Below are 19,301 nucleotides of genomic sequence, written 5' to 3' on the forward strand. Positions count from 1 at the left end.
ACTATTTCAGTAGTGGGTTGTTGTTCCGCTGCTGATCGTACTATTAGAGGATCTTAAAATGCTTTTGAGTTGCAACTACTTCATTAAAAGAAAAATTCTAGCACTTAAGTCAGGAGTATTAGTTGTAGTGAGGATAATGAATCCATTATCTTATAAGATTTTCTCGGATGGTAAGAGGAAATATGAAAAAGAACTGTCAGAGTTGGAAAGGCAGATTAGGACGCTAAAGTTGGATATCGTTAAATATGATTCAGAAAATTTCCTGTTACTTATTGACGACGAAGGTGCGATTGAGGGTATTCATGCTAAAGTTACGGAACTTGCTTCGAGTGTCTTCCTCGAATATGTTGCTATCCTGCTCGGTTATTATGTCTTTTTGTCTGAGGCGCCAGATGAAGTAATACGAAAAGCTTTCACTGCAGCTTCGTTTGGTGAAAGACATTCAAAGCCGCTTGTGAATTATTTGGACTGTGAACCCCAGTTGCAATGCTTCTGTGATGCAATACGTAAGTCGACAGTCTTATACAACGCTCTCAGGAATTCAAATTTGTACGGTGTTTTTCAGCCTATCGTCGATATACAAAATTCCGAAGTTGTTTTCAACGAGTTTCTCCTCAGAATAAAAGGTCAGGAGACTATCCAAGACTATATCACTGCCGCTGAGAAAACAAATCTTATCTCCATCATAGATGAGTTCGTCTTTAAGCATGTGATGACACTACTTGAGAGTAATCCAGATTTAAAGTTGTCCTTTAATATTTCAATGTTCAGCATCAACAATGGGAGGTGGGTAGATGACATCCTTAGACTATTTGTAAATCTTCCATTTATTGCAAAGAGGGTCGTCGTAGAAATCACAGAGGAGATGATGTTACGCAATTTGGACAAGGTTTTTGATTTCATTTTTAAATTGAAGTCCGTGGGATGTAGTATTGCGCTAGACGACTTTGGTAGGAATTTTTATATTCCCTTTCTCCAGTTGGAAAAGCTTCCTATAGACTACATAAAGCTTGATAAGGAGTTTGCTAAAGGAATCACAGATAGTAAGAACGTACCTATATTCATGAGCAGCATACTCGAGATTGCAAAAAACCTGAACGTCAAGATAATCGCTGAGTTCGTTGAAGATAGTGATGTTTTCAAGGCATTTAAGCAGCTTGGGATTAGATATATGCAGGGTAATTATCTTCAAAAGGCCAGCACCGAGGTGAAAGATACAATTATCACATGAAGAGGATCTCTATTTTAGGTTCCACAGGCTCTGTGGGATCCCAGATTGTGGAAGTAGTTTCCCGTTTTTACAAGGATACCATCGAAGTTGATGCGTTGAGCTGCAGGAGTAGTTATCTATTGCTTGCCCAGCAGGCTCTGGATTTATCACCAAAAAGGGTCTTTATATCCGAGGAGAGTGCTTATCCGAAGCTAAAGCAGATACTATCCTCCACGAATATCGAGGTTATTTGCGATCGTAGTGGCGATATAGGCAATATCTTTGCTGATAATGATATGCTCATCGTTGCGACTTCAGGAATTGAGGGTCTGCTTCCAATGTATGATGCACTTAGTTATGGAATTCCAGTTGCAACCTCAAATAAGGATGGTATCGTATGCGGCGGAAAATTGCTGTTACCGTATGTGGACAAGATTTCTCCGTTGGATTCTGAACATTATGCAATCAATGAGTTGCTTCGCTCTAGGGATCCTAAATTGCTTAAGGGTATCACTCTGACTGCTAGTGGAGGTCCTTTTTTCCGCAAAAAGAAAAGTGGTGTTGGTATAGCCGATGCTCTTTCGCATCCAGTTTGGAAAATGGGAAAGAAAAACTCAGTGGATTCCGCTACGTTGGTCAATAAGATCCTCGAAGTAATAGAAGCTCATTATCTTTTCAGAATCAGCAAAGAGGATATTTCTATTCTGATCCATCCAGAGGCCATCATTCACGGAATGGCGGATTTCTTAGATGGATCGCAGCATGCTTTTATTTCATCTCCTGATATGAAAATTGGCATAAATAGTACTTTGTCTCGCCTGGTTGGTGGAAGTGCAGAGACCACCCAGAAATATGCGAATATTTCACTTATTGGAAAAAATCTTACCTTCTATCCAGCCGAAATCGAAGAGTTTCCTGTTCTCAAGTTTCTTAGAACAGGTCAGGAAATTACGTTCAATGTCGCAAATGATCTTGCGGTCTCAGAGTTCTTATACGGAAGAATAGCTTTTCATGCTATTCCTGATTTTATCGCTGCCGGTATGGAGAGTTTTCATTATAACGAAAACTCTATCAACAACATCGATGATGTGTTGGCCACGTATAATGAGGCTAAACAAGCTTTGAGTAATAACAATAAGCTCTTCGATCGTCGCAGATCCGCTGTCTCCTGAAGTGCTTCTCGGGTAAATAACTTAGATCTAGCTCCGGGGATGCTAATATTTTCTCAGCTTGTTGCTAAGGGATCATATTTTCTGTGTGCGTTGTCATTTTTTTTGTGGATTTCAATCAATTCCCTTGCAATCTGGAGACAGGCATCCAGCTTTGTATGTTTCCCAGTTGATAGCGCCACTTTTCCTGTATTTTTCTGTGTGAGGAGACATTTTTCTTTTGCTTCCGCCTCACTGATGAGGTCCGCCTTTGTCAATACTATGAAGTGATCTTTTTCTTCTAGGTCATTCTTATACAATGCAAGCTCATTCCGTAGTAGCTCGTAAGTGGAAACAGGATCTTTTTCGGTGCCGTCTATGAGGTATATAAGTCCTTTACAGCGTTCTACATGTTTGAGGAATCTGAAACCTAAACCAATGTTCTTGTGAGCTCCCTGGATAATTCCTGGGATATCGGCAATGACAATCTGAGTATCATTGATCTCCGCAATGCCCATTATAGGCTCGAGCGTCGAAAATGGATAGGCGGCGATTTTAGGTTTTGCATTCGAAGATCTAGATAAGAAAGTTGATTTTCCAGCATTTGGGAGACCGATTAAACCGATATCCGCCAGTATTTTCAGACTCAGTATTATCGTTTTTTCTTCTCCAGGAACGCCGTGAGTAAACTGCGTCGTGGACCGATTATATGAGCTCTTAAATGTCGCATTGCCGCGACCCCCCTACCTCCTGAGGCACACATGAAAAGTTCACCATTTTTCTTGAGATCGCACAGCAGCACGCCATCTTCAGAGATGATCTGCGTTCCTATTGGTACCCTGCAGATCAGATCTGAAGCACTTTCGCCACGTCTATTTGCTTTTTTCCCTGCTTCACCGTTATGTGCTTTCAAATGTGGTTTGTAACGATAATCTAACAGCGTATTCAGATTCTCATCTGCGCAGAAAATAATATTTCCACCGTTGCCTCCGCAGCCGCCATCCGGACCACCAAACTCAATGAACTTCTCTCTGCGAAAACTCGAACAACCATCACCACCATTTCCTGCTTTTAGGAATATCTTTACTTCATCTATGAATTTCAAATTTGACCTCCATTTGTACAAAGGAATCGTAACGGGCTACACAGCAACTTATCGTCGAAGGTCTTTATATTTCCAGATTGCCAACTGCGTATAAATAATCTAAAAAGAGACTTCTTAAAGGTTAACGAAATAGTTACCCACTATATCTTATCGTTTTTCGGGGCATTTGTGTTATTTTGCAAAGATCATTCTGCTATTATAAGATCTTGTACTTGGATTTCTATTTACTGTTCGACAAATTTTTATGATGCTGGGGAAAATAGTACTTATTACTGGTGCACATAACAAGATTGGTGCATCGGTCGCAAGAAGATTTGCCTCCGAAGGGGCGTCGCTAGTTTTACCCGCAGTGGATTTGAGTGATTTAGGAGAGCTGGATCAGGATATTAGAAAATTAGGTGGCGAATCAGTTTTAGTACAGACCAACATATCGGATATTTTGCAGATAGAAGCCTTAGCAGCATCCATAACCGGGATGTCGAAAAAATTGGATGCCCTAGTCGCTGCACATTTCTATACCAGCAAACCAAACGTTCTTGTGGACTATGAAGTCGATGAATGGAAAAAAATATTAGAGGAGAATTTTTCCCTAAATTGGTATCTGCTCAAGCACTTCGATGGCTTGTTGAAACTTTCTGGTTCTGGAAGGGTAATATTTATTTCAGTGGAAAGTATTGTTGGGAAAAATCCTCTATATTTTTCTCCATACGTTGCCAGTAATGCAGGCCTAGTGCAGCTTATGAATGGTTATTCGAATGATGTGCAGACGCATGGCATAAAAGTGAATATGATTGCACTAGAAGGATACGAAGATAGCCCCTCCTTAGAACCACATCCTGATTGTCTGGAATTGTTCGTCACTTTGGCTTCTGACAGGTATAAGATCTCTGGTAGAAAGCATTATGTTTCTTATACTTGAGAGGTGAATGTTCTAGCTTGTTACTTTTCGAATAGCGCTGATCATGGAAAGTAGTCTTGACTCAGCTCTGCTAGCCTTGGTCTACGGATGGATAAATTGGTTAAGTGGAATAAAAAATTTTTCTAGTAATACCGTTGCCGCATACAAAATAGATTTACTTTCCTTATTAGATTTTCTGTGCAGATTTCATGGCAGACCGGTGCTTGTTGCTGATTTGACCATCATAAACAATACGACGCTCCGCGGATGGTTCGCTGATAGGAGAAGGAGGAAGATTTCTTTTCGTGCAAATAGTAGGGCCCTTTCCTCGGTGAAAAATTTTTTTAGATATCTGGGTAAGCACCAAGGGATAGTCAATGAGGAAGTGTTGTCCATGGCGCTCAAGTTCAGGGGAAACTCCATTCCAAAATCATTGACCTTAGATGAGATAACGGAAGTGATTGAAAAATTTTCGTCTTTAAAAAGCACTTGGATAGTACAAAGAAACATTGCTTTATGCTATCTGCTGTACGGATCTGGATTAAGGGTAAGTGAAGCCCTAAACCTCAGAATAAAAGATCTTGAGCAATCTTCCATAAAGGTTCTCGGTAAGGGGAATAAGGAGAGAATGATACAGATCTTACCAGTCGTTAGGAAAGCATTAGAGGATTATCTCGAGCTTTGTCCATTTCCCTCTGAAAGAGAAAATTTTCTTTTCTTGGATCGCTATGGCAACAAGCTATGTAGGACTGTGATAGCCTCTGCTATGATTTCTCTACGAAAGAAATTTAATCTTTCGCCTAATATTACCCCTCACGCGCTGAGACACAGTTTTGCTACGCATCTTCTTCAATCTGGGATAGGGATCCGTAAGATACAGGAATTGTTGGGTCATTCTTCATTAGCTAGTACTGAGGTGTATACTAAACTCGATGTCGCATCCCTGGTGAAGAAATATGCTCAGTTCTCGCCACTTGATGATGATTAGTGAGGCCTGATCCTAATACAAGATCGATGTCGCATCCCTGGTGAAGAAATATGCTCAGTTCTCGCCACTTGATGATTGGTGGGAATTAGACCTAATGCAAAACTATCAGCTTGCGCTTAATATTCGATGCTGAGATGAAAAGAGAATAGAATACGCCTTTGGGTTACTTCCTCGAATTTATATAGTATCTCACACGGTGTTCCGAGACTCCTCCGATTGCTTAAAGGATTAACTGAAATAGTCGTATGCATTGCGAAAAATTTGCATACCGGGACCTTCGCTAGGGTGCTCCACAGCTTTTCTTCTATATTCCTCACGTCTGAGATAATAATCATCCATTTGTGTTGCTGTGACCGCTCTTTCTGGATGAGGCATAGTGATTAACATTCTGCCCTTATATTCAGTGATTGCAGCTATTCTATCAGATGATCCGTTTACATCCTCTAAATATTGCATGGCAATTTTACCTTTCAGTTCTTTCGTGTTGAGTGCCTGTAAGTTTCCTTCGCCGTGTGCGATCGGTAACCTGATTTCCCCGATATTCTTTAACCATATGGATTCGGTATCAGCGACGCTTAGGTCGTACCAACCACACTGATACCGGTTGGAGATGTTTGCCTCGAACGTTACTCCAATATCCGTAAAAAGACGAGTGAGTATCTGGGCTCCATTGCAAATTCCGATGACCAACCTGTCCTTGTTGAGAAAGTTATCTATTTGTTCAAGTACAATCCTGGCTTTACACGCGAACGCGTTTCCTGCGCCCGTGTGGTCCCCAAATGAAAAACCTCCAGGAATCGCAATGACCTGATAATCCTCTAGGATATACGGATCTGTGATCAATTCGTTGATATGAAGTATCTTACCTGAGAATCCCGCTAACTCGAATGCGTAGAGGGTCTCAGTTTCACAATTTATTCCGTATCCAGATAATACAAGCGCTTTGGCCATTTTGCTATATAAATGCAAGTACAATGTATCACGTTTATTTGAGGCTCGCACCTCGAGATTTTGTTATCTAGAAAAATCTCCTTGTTATCTTCATTCTCTGAATAGCTAGTGGATTGCTATTCCCTCTCCAAGCGTTTTTCCATACACTGTGTGACGGCGCAATGGCCTACGAGAGCTATAGATACACCGGTGAGCATGCTTCCCACGATTTTTAACCAGTTTGGTAGGTCTCGCAGTTTTGACACGTTGTCCAGTAGCGTGTACACTATCCCCGCTATGACTATCGCAGCACCTGCTGCGATAAAGCAGCCTTTCAGTTTTGCTGTGGTGCTCATTTTTCTTTTAACTGGTTTTTTTTCTTTGTCGGTGGATTTGAAAAATGAGAAGAATCCTGAGCCCCCGCTTGCTCCTTTAGAGGCTGGAGCTCCTACTGTACTGCCACTCTGTTGCGTGAATCTTTTTCTGAAAGCAGCCAGTATTCCACTGCCTGTTGTTTTTTGAGTTTGTTCCGGTTCCAGCGCTGTCACAGGTATTTTTTCCACTTGCTCCGCTATTAGTTCGATTTGGGAACGCATCGCCTGTATGGCACTTGATATAACACTAGTAGGGCCCTCGAGTAGTGGTGCTTCTATGGCCAGTCCAGTATCAAAGCAATGTATAGACTGCCCACTTGCGCTGCTTCTAACGCTTAATCTATGACCATATTGAAGACAAAGTGTCTGCCATGATATATGAAGTGCTGGTGTTGTTACACCGTCGTGCTCTATGAAATTTGGATCGAGCTGTAGCATCAAACCTTTCTCTAGCTCTTCATACGGCACATCAAGTGGGAGGATGTCGTGGATGTATTGCACAACCGCCTGCAGGTTTTTGGAGAAATTTAAGGCGCCTTTTAAGGCTGCTGCTATTTCAGGGCCATATGCTGTTTGACACTCAGGATTAACACACACCCTCTTAAGACCGCCACCTGCTTCTTCGATGATCAAGGTTCTGGAAATATCTCGTACGCATTCTAACCCCAGTACTAGATCCATATAGCGCTGAGGGCAGGTCAATTGTGTCCGTACCAGTACACAATTCTCTTCGAAGGCAACTGTTGCGCCTGCCACAAGGCCGCAGATTGCGTTACTTCTAGCGCGAACAATCATGGCCTCCTCAAAACCCGAATAGAGCTGCTGACAGTTCCCAGGTAGTTCAAGGAGTACATCTCCGCCAGTAGCTTGAGGGGAATATCGAGTACAGCTCTGCCTAACGGATGGAAGGCTTCTGCCCTGTTCATGTGTAGATGAATGGATGGCAAAAGACTGTCGTGTTACCCAATATCGTACCCAAGGAGAGTTGAGTGCTGCCTCTGGAATAGAAATATAGCTAGCCTGAGTATACGGATCGAAATGCATACGTGGCCTTTGTGCTGGGCTACCAGTTGTCTCCGCAGTAAGTGCGCTGAGTCTATTGCAGAAGTCACCGAAAGGTGCTGTCAGTTCTACTGAGAGACATTCAAGTCCCCTTAAGGCATGCAGTAAAAGCCTGCCACCACCAGGAAAATTAAGAAGCCTTAATGCACATTCTTCTGTGCCTGTCTGCTCTACTAAGATGTGACGATTAGGTAAGCAGAATCTTGTAGGGTCTATACCCGAGGCAAAACCTATTAACTTCTGTACCCCGTCTTGGGAGAGACCAGTGAGCTTAAATACGACTTCTGATCGTACCCCCGGGATACCATTGCTTCCTGAACTCGTAGATTGTTCTTCGAGCGTCCTGCGCGTTGGGGATCCTCTCTCTACTGCTGGAGTCTCTCCTGTAGCATTCTTAATAATGCCCCAAATAAGCTCACTCTCCTCCAGAGTTGGAGCACTTACTGCGCCTAGCCACTGATGGAGTTGTCTTAGATCGAGGAAAGACAAATAGCATTCAGTTTCATTCCATTCTGGTCCTTCCTCAGCCAATTGTGATGCTTTCGGAAAGAGCGTGGAGTAGGCATCCAAGAGCGGTACTCTTAGACCGATTTTATTTTTATCTTTTGGAGACGTAGGTGGAAATAAAGAGACACCTGTGAGCCCGAGTACTCCCTCTATTTCAAGTTGAAGTAGCCCTAGTAGTCGTGTGTCTTGAAAAAGCTCGGACATTTCCTGAGTTTTCTGTAGTTTTTGTTTAGTTTTCTCAGTACTTTCCCCAGGTAATGCTGCATCAAGTCTCTGTACAGCCCTTCGAAGAAATCCTCTAAAATCAGATGTTGTCTTAACAGTTGGTGCTACTTCAGCTGCTGGCTGCTGTGCTACTTCAGCTGATGGTATAGGCTCGGTTGCTTGTTGTACTGGCTCAGCTGCTGGCTGCTGTGCTACTTCAGCTGATGGTATAGGCTCGGTTGCTTGTTGTACTGGCTCAGCTGCTGGCTGCTGTGCTACTTCAGCTGATGGTATAGGCTCGTCTTCTGGCTGTGGTTTTGTCTTCCGGCGTAATGCTGACCTAAATACTCTTGTAAACCCATCAGTGAATTCTTTAAAGGGGGATAGCCCTTTAGATGGTGAAGCTCCTTCCACTGATGGTATAGGCTCGGTTGCTTGTTGTACTGGCTCAGCTGCTGGCTGCTGTGCTACTTCAGCTGGTGGTATAGGCTCGATTGCTTCTTCGATATTATCCGCGCCTGTGTTATCATCAGAACCTTGCTCTACTTCAGCTGATGGTATAGGCTCGGTTGCTTGTTGTACTGGCTCAGCTGCTGGCTGCTGTGCTACTTCAGCTGATGGTATAGGCTCGGTTGCTTCTTCGATATTATCCGCGCCTGTGTTATCATCAGAACCTTGCTCTACTTCAGCTGGGCTCGTAAGATACGGTTTTTTTGGATCATCTGGTCCTTGCATCAGAACTGTATATAACTAGGAAGAGAGATATTTCTACTGAATGTCCATATTGGATGGATATAACAGACATTTTATAAATTTATTCGTAAACTTACAATTTATTCGTAAACTTACAGTAAAATTTATGGAATAGGATAATAAATTGTATTTTTTTACAATATATGAAACAAGGTTAGCGAAAATGATAATCCTAGCAAAGGCTTGTTTGCGGTATAGTCGACTTATCAGATAAGACCAGGTAGTTTACCGGCAATCATACAACATCTTGTCGTGAGTTTATTTGTTAAAAACGCTTGTGCCGAGTTGTTGCAGTAAAATTTTGCTTAAGATATATTTACCTTGGATCTAACGTTTTACTTAAATGGAATCATTACAAGAGAAACTAAGAGATGTAGTACTCGAGCATACCATCAAGGTGTCTATCATAGGTGCTTTGAATCTCTCAGAAGAAAAATATGATGAGCTAAAGCTCGAAACTGATCTTGCTTCAGACCTCGGTATGGATAGCCTTGATGCAGCTGAGATTATCATGCGTATAGAAGAAGATCATGACCTCGAAGAGATCCCAGAGGATTATGCGAGAAAGGCGAATACAGTAAAGCACATATATGATTACGTGCTTAAGCATTGTGAGAAGCCGTTGGATAAGTTGTTAAACTTCTCTGATAAGAATTATTTCTTTAAAAAACTCATTACTAGGATTGCGGAAAATGCAGGTCTTGAGGTCAGCGACCTGGAAGGCGTTGTGGGCATGGATGAATTGAAATCGAAACTTGGCATTTCCGATCAGTGATAAATGCGAAAAAGAGTTGTCGTAACTGGCCTGGGTCTAGTTACTTGCTTGTCTTCTAAAAGGGAAGAGTCCTGGAAACTTATTCTTTCCTCTCGTTCAGGGATTAGGAAAATTTCTACTTTCGATACGGAGAATCTTCCTGTCTGTATAGGTGGGGAGGTCCTTGATTCCGAATCTGGAGGGGATTTTGTAGTCAAGGAGTTCGGGGATCCACGGAGACACGATAAGTATATACTATACGGTTTTGCCGCTTCCAGGGAGGCAGTACTGGATTCTTGTTTACTTGATTATCCAAGCTTAGATAAATCAAGAGTCGGAGTCTCGATCGGTTCTGGCATTGGTGGTCTGCCGCTGATTGAGAAGAATTCTATCCTGTTACATGAAGGTGGTCCGAGGAAAGTGAGTCCATTTTTCATACCGGCGAGTCTGATCAATCTTACTTCCGGGAATGTTGCAATCGAACATGGCTTCACTGGACCCAATGATGCGATTGTCACTGCCTGTGCTACTGGAGCGCACTCGGTTGTCAATTCCTACCGCATCATCTGCAATGATGAGGCTGATGTGATGGTTGCTGGCGCTTCTGAGGGAGCACTTTGTAGAGTCGGTATTGCTGGATTTGCGAGTATGAAGGCTCTCTCTAAGAGAAATGATGAACCAGAGAAAGCTTCCAGACCATGGGATGTCAATAGAGATGGTTTCGTGATGAGTGATGGCGCAGGAATTCTAATACTTGAGGAATATGAGCATGCCAAAAAGAGAGGCGCTAAGATCTATGCTGAGTTGATCGGCTTTGGTGCTTCCGGGGATGCATATCACATAGCTGCTCCACATCCCGAGGGTGATGGCGCATTTGCATCCATGTCGCGCGCTATTAGGATGTCAGGTAAGACTCTCGAGGAAGTCGATTATATCAATACTCATGGTACTTCCACTCCAACCGGCGATATCGTCGAGTTAAACGCTCTGAAGCGCCTATTTGGAAATTCTCTGAGGGCCGGTGTCTCTTCAACCAAATCGTCTATAGGTCATGCTCTAGGTGCTGCAGGTGGAATAGAAGCAGTTTTGTGCATACTTGCTATGCGTGATTCCGTCATGCCTCCTACAATAAACTTGGACAACCCTGCGGAGGAAGCCAGTGGATTTAATCTTGTTCCACACGTACCTCAAGAGAGGAAGTTGAATTGTGTCCTCTCTAATTCTTTCGGGTTTGGTGGTACTAATGTATCATTAATGTTTGAAAAGCATGAGTAATTTATTATGTTTGAAGAATATAAGGAAATTGCCTCTGCATGGTTCAGGGATTTAAGAGATCAAATAAGGGATGAGTTCTTGTCCATAGAAAAGGAATTTGATCCAAGTTTTCAGTCCGGTTTTGTCGTTGAATCCTGGAAAAGAGAAGGCGGTGGTGGTGGCGAAATGAGTCTCATGTACGGTTCGGTCTTCGAAAAGATCGGGGTGAATATATCCACTGTCCATGGTTCATTTAACGGCGAATTTGCAACCAAAATCCCGGGTGCGCTCAAAAGTGAAAAGCAATTTTGGGCAAGTGGTATATCTCTGGTTGCTCATATGAAATCTCCGTTGGTTCCAGCGGTGCATATGAATACTCGCATGATTGTCACGGATAACTACTGGTTCGGTGGTGGCGCTGATCTCACCCCAATGTATTACAATGAAGAAGATGCGTGTATTTTTCATAGTGCCTTTAAGGAAGCCTGTGATAAACATGATGATGATTACTATAACAGGTTTAGCAAATGGGCCGATGAGTACTTCTTCCTGAAGCATAGAAACGAGCCCAGAGGTATAGGTGGAATATTCTTTGATTATCTGAGAACAGATGATTGGCAAAGGGATTTTGCGTTCACTCAGGATGTAGGTAAGTGTTTCTTATCGGTTTACCCAAAGCTTGTGAGGAGAAACATGTATCTGGAATACACTCCTGAACAGAGGGAATTTCAACTTCTAAAGAGAGGTAGATACGTCGAGTTTAACCTTCTCTATGACAGAGGTACAGAGTTCGGACTGAAAACAGGGGGTAATACCAAGGCAATTCTGATGTCCCTTCCACCTGTGGCGCAGTGGAAAGATTTTTAAGTGTTTTTCGCTACCTTTTTAATATATCCAGTAGTTTTGTTTAGATTTTTGTGCAGTTTCTCTATTTGCTCGTTGTTCTAGGGACTTTTGTTGTTGCGTTGCTTCAACTTTCTAAGGAGTCGAGAGCTAGACGAATTTCACATATTCTTTTCTGGTGCGCTGGTGTCTGCGTGATAGCTTTCTTCTACAATGTACAGGAGAGATTCTTTCAAAATCAGCTAGTCGAGCAGATACGTGATAAATTTCGTGAAAACGCTCAAAATACAGAGATGGTTTTCAAGAAAGCTAGGGATGGACACTTCTATGTCGATCTTTTGTTTAATGGCGTGCGAGTAAAATGCCTTGTGGATACCGGTGCAAGTGATACTATTCTTTCAAGAAAGGATGCGCGTAGATTAGGTATAAACCTGGACGCACTGGATTATACTAAAGAGTATCAAACGGCAAACGGAAAAATAAATGCTGCCCCAGTACTTTTTGATGATGTCTGTATAAATAGATACTGTATCCCTTCGTTAAGTGTGAGTGTTTCAGTGCTTGAAAATTCTGGTACTTCGTTGGTAGGGATGTCGTTTTTGAAGCACTTTGATTTTGTTGTAAGAAGAGATACTCTCTTTCTATTTCGTAAGGGATCTTAAATTTCTAATATCTCATTGGTAGGGATGTCGTTTTTGAAGCACTTTGATTTTGTTGTAAGAAGAGATACTCTCTTTCTGTATTACAAGGGATTGCGAGGATCGGACTTATCCGAAGTTTCCAGTTTTATTTTGTCTGAGGCAACATGAGTCCGTTCTATGCTAGTAGCTTTGTAGAAAATTAAAACTTTCTTGCAAAAATGACTGTAATTTTGTAATCTGGTGTTTAATGAAAAACCTTAATAGTGTCTTTAGACTGAAGCTTGCGTTATTTCTTTCTGGCCTCCTCTTTTGTGAGCCTGCAGCATCCAGTGCCCTGAAATTAGAAGTTCATAGAGATACTATAAGTAGAAAGTTAAGTTCCGGAGTAAGTTATGGTAACGGCTGTCCGTGTGCAACTGCACCAGTAGTAGGTGGTGACAATAAAATAGAAAAAACTCGTAAAAATGGTGGATCAAGAGAGTCTCAAAAAAAGGTAAAAAATAGCTCTCGCTGTTCTGAAGAGGGAGGACAAATTTTTCTTGATTCGCAGGGTAATGTGATTCAATTTAATCAAGGTCCTCTGATGCCTGAGGTGCTAGATCGATCTAACAATAAAAAAAGGAAGAAGATCTCTATTCTACCGAAGGAGGATATCAGTAGTTCTGATGCGATGGCTAAGAAGGATGCCAGTGAAAAAATCAAGAAAAAAAGAATTATCAATGGAAGAAAAGCTGATGTTTTCAGTACAAGTGGACATTCAAAAGATACCCGGGCAGAGACTCAGGGTCGTAGTCGCTATAAAAGAGGGATGACGTTGACCGTCGGTCATGAGCTTACCTCATCTTTTTCTGGAAGCATTCTTGGTCGTACAAGAGAATATGGCGCTCTGATTCCGCTTATAGGTAGAGATAAAGGTCTTGCGTACTTAGACTCGAAGGTGAAGTTCTATGACAGTAAGGCGCAGGAAGTCAGTGCGGGCGTTGTTGTTCGAAGAAAATTAGGTAAGTCGATGATAGGTGGCCTGAATCTCTTTAGAGATATAAGGAATACGCCTGAGCATATGTATACATGGTATTCTTTTGGAGCAGAAATGTTCTTCAAGACCCTTTCTATAAGTGGTAACTGCTACTTTTCCAGTAAGGATGGCTATGTTAACGAAGTGAAAAAATTGTCTTTAGATTCTGAAGATCAGAGAAAGTCCAGGGTTCTGCTTAACGAAAAACTTCCGGCAGATGGCTATGATGTCCGAACTGCTTTGAAAATCAATAATGTAGTTGGAGTGTATGGAGGTATATTCTCCTTCCATAGTCCTTACGACAAATCTGTTGAGTTGAGTGGTTACAGACTTGGATCTAATATTTCATTTAAGCTGAACAAGCGCTTTGTGTTTTCAGTGAGCCCTGAATTCAAAAGAGATAACAAGCAGGATACTTTTTCTACTAGTTTTGGCTTTACGCTTCCGATAGGAAGAGGGTACGACAATCTATTAGAGCACGTTGTTAGGGATAAAGATATAGTATTGCTTGAGTCTAGTAATGAGTATCCAGTCAAGGGTGTTTTCCTAGATGCTGGAACGAAGCGTAAGATTACAGAAGTTGTCGAGGCTAATACAAAAGATAAAATACAAAAAGCGGATAAGGCAAACGGCAAATTATACCATATCAAGAATCCTGAAGCAGAGATTACACTCTCAGATGAATTAAAGAATGTCATTCTTGTTGGTGATGCAGATCTGGAGGTGCATATACCTGACACTAAAGGTACTAGGGTGGTGCCATACCACATTACCAGCAATGGTAAAGGAATAAAATTCGGAATGAATGGTGAGGGTGATAAGAAGTTAGAAAATCTATTAATTAGTGGTTTAAGAGTAGATTTGGGAGACTCTGCTAAATACACGATGACAGATGTTGAATTCCGTAATAATGAAATAAAAAGCAATAATGAGCGGCCGTTCCAGGATGATGAAAATGTAGTGGTAACTGGTTCCAAACTTGTGTTGAGTGGTACTAGTGGTGATAATGGGCAAAATGGTCCAAAATCCGTGTTTTACTCTAGTAAGACTATTGGGCCAATCAAGTACCACATTGCAGACTCAACGATAGAGATGCCAAATATTGACCTCAGCACCGACGAGAAAAGGAAGAAATTTGCAGTCTTTGATGCAAAAGACGGAGCAAAGATACATGCTAGTGTCGGTGGTACTTTAAGTATAAAGACAAAGACTACTCCAGAAAAAGAGTAGTAGGTTAGTTTAAGCCTACTGAGCATCACTCCATAGGAATCTAGGTAAGAAGTCCAAGTCAGGATTGGTACATAGTTCTGACTTGACAATCTTCATGGTTGTATTTATGATCTTGCCTATCTTCCCACACAAACTTATCAGATATATTAGATGCCCGACCTTCTGTAGTCGATGCGGAGCCAGCCCCTGAACTCAGATGCTATAGCCCTAGGTGGCGGGATTCACGACTAAAAAAGACACAGGATCAGATAGCAAAGCTGTTCCCACAGCTGCACCTGGACTTTGAGTTTGGATTCCTTATCACGAATTTTTCACCGACTAACTCTTTCACATAGTCCACTTGAGAGTGCTTAATTAATTCCAACGATGCACTATCTATCTCCACGATTACCCTTTCACCCTTTAGGAGATAATATTTTTCTGCTAGAGTAGCGCTGTGTATTCCATTTGGGTCATTGACCTTTATATCGTCCGGTATCTTATCACTGGGTTTGGTTTCAAATCTATACTCGAATCCATTACAACCCCCTGGTTCAATCGTGATTTTTAAGCACTCCTTCTCCTGAGTTATGGCAAGTATTTGCTTGAGTGCCGATTCAGTAATCGATAGTTTTGGTGTAGCGCCGTTCATTCTAGCAAGTGATAAATTAACCTCTGCTTCTGCATCTAGTGTAGCATTTTGTTTCTGATTCCACAAAAGTAGTTGGTGCATGCTTATTACTTCGTTCATCGAGGATTACCCATGTTGATTATTAATTGAAGTATATTTTTGAGTAGGTTTAATTCAGGTAATAATTACGATAAAATTCCACTACCTTTTTGCGATAAAATGCTTGCTTCGTACTCATCCTCTCCAAGAAATTCCAAGGGCAGACTGTTCCCTGAAAAGGAAGATGTACATAGGGATTGTTATCAAAGAGACAGGGACAGGATAATACACTCTTCCGTTTTTAGGAGACTCATGCATAAAACACAGGTCTTTACTTGTCACGGGAATGAGTACTATAGAAGTCGTCTGACTCATAGTTTGGAGGTCTCGCAAATTGCGCGTTCCATAGCGAGGCTAGTGAATGTGAACGAGGACCTTACTGAGACAATTGCGCTGGCACATGATATTGGACATCCTCCGTTCGGTCATATAGGGGAGGAAGCTCTACTCGAAGTGATCTCTGAGCATTATAAGTTTGACCATAATGCACAGACAATCAGGATACTTACAGAACTCGAGCGTCAGTATATGGAATTCAATGGACTGAATCTTACTTGGGAGACTATAGAAGGTATTGCGAAACATAACGGTCCTATCAAAGACCCACATCAGATAATAAGGGAGTATAATGAATTAGTGAGTCTAGACCTCCAAAATTATTCGTCCCTAGAAGCGCAGATCTCAGCAATAGCAGATGATATTGCTTATAGCTCTCATGATATAGATGATGGATTATCTTCGAAGTTGATCACTTATCAGGATTTGAAGGATCTACCGATCATAGGAGAAAATATAACAAGGTTTGAAAAAGTTTTTCCGAATACAGACGAGAGTCGTATAATATATAAGGCGATAAGAAAAATGATAGGTTTCCTGATCAATGATGTGGTTGCCGTGATTCGCAAGAATATAGAATGTAATTCTATCAAAACTGCTGAGGATATAAGGAACGCTGGTGTCTCTGTCGCACATTTTTCCCCAAAGGTCGAACAAGATATAAAAAAAATCAAAGCTTTTCTGTACAAAAACCTCTATTTCCACTATCGCGTAAACAAGAATAGAAGTAGGCTCAAGAGAATAGTGAAGGATTTGTTCGAAATTTTGTTTGAAGATCCGCAGTGCCTACCCGATCATTGGTACGAAAGAGTAAAAAAATCCTCCTCTACGAATAGGAAAGCTCAGGTAATCTGTGATTTCATCTCTGCTCTGACTGATAGGTCAGCTATGAGAGAGCATCAGAGATTTTTCAGTACATATGTTTTTGATTCTGACTATTAGAGTGTCCATATAGTAGGGGGTCTTGGACATTTGCTGTGCACTTGTTAGAAGATTGTCTATTCATACAGGTTGCTTATTGGGGTCTATGCACTGGGAAAGCGAAGGGGTAGTCCTTGCAAATAAAGGATTAATGGAAAATAAAATCGTAGCCACTCTGTTCACCAAGCATTATGGATTGAAAAGGGGACTTTATTCAAGAAAAGCTATGCTTGATATGGGTAATATAGTCTACTGTAGGTGGAGCGCCAGATTGGAAAGCCAATTAGGTTACTTCAAAATAGAATCTAAAGAAATAATTTCGTCATTTTTATTTACTGATTATAGAAAACTAAAACTACTCAATGCAGTTATAAGTGTCTTGCTTAAAGTTCTTCCAGAGAATGAAGTAAAGGAAGAAACATATCATGTATTCACAGAATTGCTGCATGTGTTAAAATCAGTTAACTTGTGTTACTACAGGAAATTCATAGAGATGGATTTATCGATACTCCAACATTTGGGATTTCAATTAGATCTTTCCAGGTGTGCCGTGAGTGGTGAAACAGAAAACTTATTCTATATTTCCCCGAAAACCGGGAGAGCAGTTACTAAAGCTGTAGGAGATCCTTATAAAGATAAATTACTACTTCTTCCCCAACTGCTGTATAAGATCAGTAATAATTTTACTTTTGAGGAACCAATTTCACGTGAGGAATTCATAGAGTGCGTCACTGTGACTGGATTCTTCTTAAGGACGTTTCTGTTTTTTTCTCTGAACCTTGATCTACCCTATTATAGGAAGTCAATGCTTGATAATTTTTAATATACCCCTGCATCGATTTTGGAATACACAGACTTTGTCCCTAGATTGAAATTGTGATAGTTATTTGCTAGAATACGGATGTACGTTTCGTACTATGGCGATAAATGGTTTTTCATAATAGGTGTTTTGGACCCGAAGGCGGAATTCGGCGCCTCCACCGTTAGTATGGGGGCGAATTAGTATCGACAGGCATTAAAGGTCTAACTTTTGCTCGGTTGAGTGATCCCGTGATTCACAACACTTTTTATAAGTGCAAACGATAATTTCGAAGCTGAGCCTGCAAGTCTTGCAGTAGCTGCTTAGTTCTCTAAGTAGTCAGCGCGGCTTGGGGCAGCCGGGCAACAGAATGCCCCACTTTTTTGTTTATGAAGGAAGAGAAATATAAGACACTTGTAGACGCTGCAATGCTCGGCGTGGTTCGCTCCGTGGTGAGTGAGGCTTCTACTGGTACACCAATAAATTTTTTTATTACTTTCAGGACTGATGCATCTGGAGTTGTCCTCTCGGATGCTTTGCGTGCCAAGTATCCCAGCGAAATGAGTATCGTCTTGCAAAATCAGTTCAGAGATTTGAAAGTCTTTCATGACAGATTTACTGTGATACTAAGTTTTTCCCGTGTTGAGGAACGTATATCTGTGCCGTTTTCCTCGATATTGTACTTTCTCGACAGGGAGTGCAATTTTGCCTTGGAATTCCAGAATTTATATAACAAGTGTGATTCAGATGAAAGTGATACTTATGACGGTGGTAGTGGCCTTCGTTCTGAGACCAATGCTCAGAAAAATCAGGAAGGAAAAATCATAGATATCACGGATATGTTGACTAGGAAGTAATCTTTCACTCCTTTTTTGATTACCCTATCCCTCAATACATTGTACGTTGGCTTGTGTCTGGTATTGATTTTTGGGATTAGCTGTGTTCCGCTCTAGCTTTTCGTTTGTTTTATGTGTACTACTCGTATTTCTAGTTCCATTTAATGCAGTTTCCGACTTTAGTCGAGAGATATCTGTCCTTTCCGTGCGGAAGAAGCCATACCAGCGTGAATATGTGAATGCAGTTCATCCTGTAGCTAAGAAACCATATAAATCTTCGAAGAAATCTGCTCCGAGAGTTTTTCGCGCTAAGAAAATTGTCTCCACTGGAAAGAAAGATCGACACTCTCTGAGACTCCATCATAGGAAAAATCTTTTTTCGAAAAGTAGAAAAGGGGTTCAAGTAAAAGATAAGCTTATGGTAGCAAGCTATACTGTGAAAAAAGTCACTTATTACCCAGTGAAGTACAATAAATATCAGGAAGTAGGAGTTGCGTCTTGGTACGGTGGTACTAATCATAAAAAGATCACTGCTAGTGGCGAAGTCTTTGATAAACATAAGATCACAGCAGCGCATAAGCTATTGCCACTTCCTAGTATCGTAAAAGTGACAAATTTGGAAAATGGTAAGTCCCTGATAGTCAGGGTAAATGATAGGGGGCCATTTATAGAGGATAGATTAATTGATTTATCTGAGAAGGGGGCTAAGTTGCTTGGTTTTCAAGGTAAGGGCTTGGCTAGGGTGAAGGTTGAGCTTATTTCATATGGGTGAGACAATCTGAGT

16 protein-coding genes, 1 other RNA gene and 1 pseudogene are annotated in these 19,301 nt (G+C 41.4%); 14 read left to right on the forward strand and 4 right to left on the reverse strand.

The window, feature by feature from the left end; genetic code table 11:
* The first annotated feature begins 58 nt into the window (after nt 1-58).
* Complete coding sequence (locus NHE_RS01830; RefSeq protein ID WP_084473255.1) at nt 59-1,231, forward strand: EAL domain-containing protein; 1,173 nt, start codon at nt 59-61, stop codon at nt 1,229-1,231.
* The gene (locus NHE_RS01835) at nt 1,228-2,382 is read left to right on the forward strand and encodes a 1-deoxy-D-xylulose-5-phosphate reductoisomerase (protein ID WP_038559362.1); all 1,155 of its coding nucleotides are present in this window, start codon (nt 1,228-1,230) and stop codon (nt 2,380-2,382) included. Before NHE_RS01830 ends, NHE_RS01835 begins: the two co-directional genes overlap by 4 nt.
* A gap of 53 nt (nt 2,383-2,435) precedes the next feature.
* On the opposite strand, the pseudogene obgE reads toward NHE_RS01835, so the two are convergent.
* Nucleotides 2,436-3,463, reverse strand: a pseudogene (gene obgE / locus NHE_RS04545) (GTPase ObgE).
* A 244-nt stretch (nt 3,464-3,707) separates the two neighbouring features.
* On the opposite strand from obgE, the gene NHE_RS01845 reads away from it, so the two are divergent.
* Nucleotides 3,708-4,382 (forward strand): SDR family NAD(P)-dependent oxidoreductase, encoded by a 675-nt coding sequence (locus NHE_RS01845; RefSeq protein ID WP_038559365.1) that lies wholly within the window; start codon nt 3,708-3,710, stop codon nt 4,380-4,382.
* 43 nt (nt 4,383-4,425) lie between these two features.
* On the forward strand, nt 4,426-5,349 hold the full coding sequence (locus tag NHE_RS01850; protein ID WP_038559367.1) for a tyrosine-type recombinase/integrase: 924 nt from the start codon (nt 4,426-4,428) through the stop codon (nt 5,347-5,349).
* 228 nt (nt 5,350-5,577) lie between these two features.
* Here NHE_RS01850 and NHE_RS01855 read toward each other — a convergent pair whose 3' ends face one another.
* Nucleotides 5,578-6,300, reverse strand: coding sequence for a phosphoribosylformylglycinamidine synthase subunit PurQ (locus NHE_RS01855; protein ID WP_038559370.1), 723 nt, complete (start codon nt 6,298-6,300; stop codon nt 5,578-5,580).
* A 116-nt stretch (nt 6,301-6,416) separates the two neighbouring features.
* Nucleotides 6,417-9,161 carry a hypothetical protein gene (locus NHE_RS01860; protein ID WP_038559372.1) on the reverse strand — a complete coding sequence of 915 codons (2,745 nt, stop codon included), beginning with the start codon at nt 9,159-9,161 and terminating at the stop codon, nt 6,417-6,419.
* A gap of 361 nt (nt 9,162-9,522) precedes the next feature.
* On the opposite strand from NHE_RS01860, the gene NHE_RS01865 reads away from it, so the two are divergent.
* From NHE_RS01865 to NHE_RS01885, 5 genes are all read left to right on the forward strand, one after another.
* The gene (locus NHE_RS01865; RefSeq protein ID WP_038559375.1) at nt 9,523-9,954 is read left to right on the forward strand and encodes an acyl carrier protein; all 432 of its coding nucleotides are present in this window, start codon (nt 9,523-9,525) and stop codon (nt 9,952-9,954) included.
* A gap of 3 nt (nt 9,955-9,957) precedes the next feature.
* Nucleotides 9,958-11,208: a beta-ketoacyl-ACP synthase II gene (fabF, locus tag NHE_RS01870; protein WP_038559377.1), complete on the forward strand. Its 1,251-nt coding sequence runs from the start codon at nt 9,958-9,960 to the stop codon at nt 11,206-11,208.
* 6 nt (nt 11,209-11,214) lie between these two features.
* A complete protein-coding gene (hemF, locus tag NHE_RS01875; protein WP_038559380.1) occupies nt 11,215-12,054 on the forward strand; it encodes an oxygen-dependent coproporphyrinogen oxidase in 840 nt (279 codons plus the stop codon).
* A gap of 50 nt (nt 12,055-12,104) precedes the next feature.
* Nucleotides 12,105-12,692: a retropepsin-like aspartic protease family protein gene (locus NHE_RS01880; RefSeq protein ID WP_038559383.1), complete on the forward strand. Its 588-nt coding sequence runs from the start codon at nt 12,105-12,107 to the stop codon at nt 12,690-12,692.
* Between the two features lie 226 nt (nt 12,693-12,918).
* A complete protein-coding gene (locus NHE_RS01885) occupies nt 12,919-14,916 on the forward strand; it encodes an inverse autotransporter beta domain-containing protein (protein ID WP_038559385.1) in 1,998 nt (665 codons plus the stop codon).
* Between the two features lie 244 nt (nt 14,917-15,160).
* Here NHE_RS01885 and NHE_RS01890 read toward each other — a convergent pair whose 3' ends face one another.
* The gene (locus NHE_RS01890; protein ID WP_232215026.1) at nt 15,161-15,646 is read right to left on the reverse strand and encodes a HesB/IscA family protein; all 486 of its coding nucleotides are present in this window, start codon (nt 15,644-15,646) and stop codon (nt 15,161-15,163) included.
* Nucleotides 15,647-15,745: 99 nt separating this feature from the next.
* Between NHE_RS01890 and NHE_RS01895 the strand changes: the two genes are divergently transcribed.
* The 5 genes from NHE_RS01895 to NHE_RS04515 all read left to right on the forward strand — a co-directional run bounded on the left by NHE_RS01895 (nt 15,746) and on the right by NHE_RS04515 (nt 19,289).
* A complete protein-coding gene (locus NHE_RS01895) occupies nt 15,746-16,903 on the forward strand; it encodes a deoxyguanosinetriphosphate triphosphohydrolase (protein ID WP_038560491.1) in 1,158 nt (385 codons plus the stop codon).
* Between the two features lie 85 nt (nt 16,904-16,988).
* Complete coding sequence (recO, locus tag NHE_RS01900) at nt 16,989-17,705, forward strand: DNA repair protein RecO (RefSeq protein ID WP_038559388.1); 717 nt, start codon at nt 16,989-16,991, stop codon at nt 17,703-17,705.
* 41 nt (nt 17,706-17,746) lie between these two features.
* Nucleotides 17,747-18,061, forward strand: a transfer-messenger RNA (tmRNA) gene (gene ssrA, locus NHE_RS04265).
* A 9-nt stretch (nt 18,062-18,070) separates the two neighbouring features.
* Entirely contained in the window at nt 18,071-18,538 is a 468-nt protein-coding gene (locus NHE_RS01905; RefSeq protein WP_038559390.1) for a ClpXP protease specificity-enhancing factor SspB, read from the forward strand.
* A gap of 184 nt (nt 18,539-18,722) precedes the next feature.
* Nucleotides 18,723-19,289 (forward strand): septal ring lytic transglycosylase RlpA family protein, encoded by a 567-nt coding sequence (locus tag NHE_RS04515; RefSeq protein ID WP_269479144.1) that lies wholly within the window; start codon nt 18,723-18,725, stop codon nt 19,287-19,289.
* Nucleotides 19,290-19,301: the final 12 nt, after the last annotated feature.

It is taken from the genome of Neorickettsia helminthoeca str. Oregon (assembly GCF_000632985.1).
GTDB classification, from domain to species: domain Bacteria; phylum Pseudomonadota; class Alphaproteobacteria; order Rickettsiales; family Anaplasmataceae; genus Neorickettsia; species Neorickettsia helminthoeca.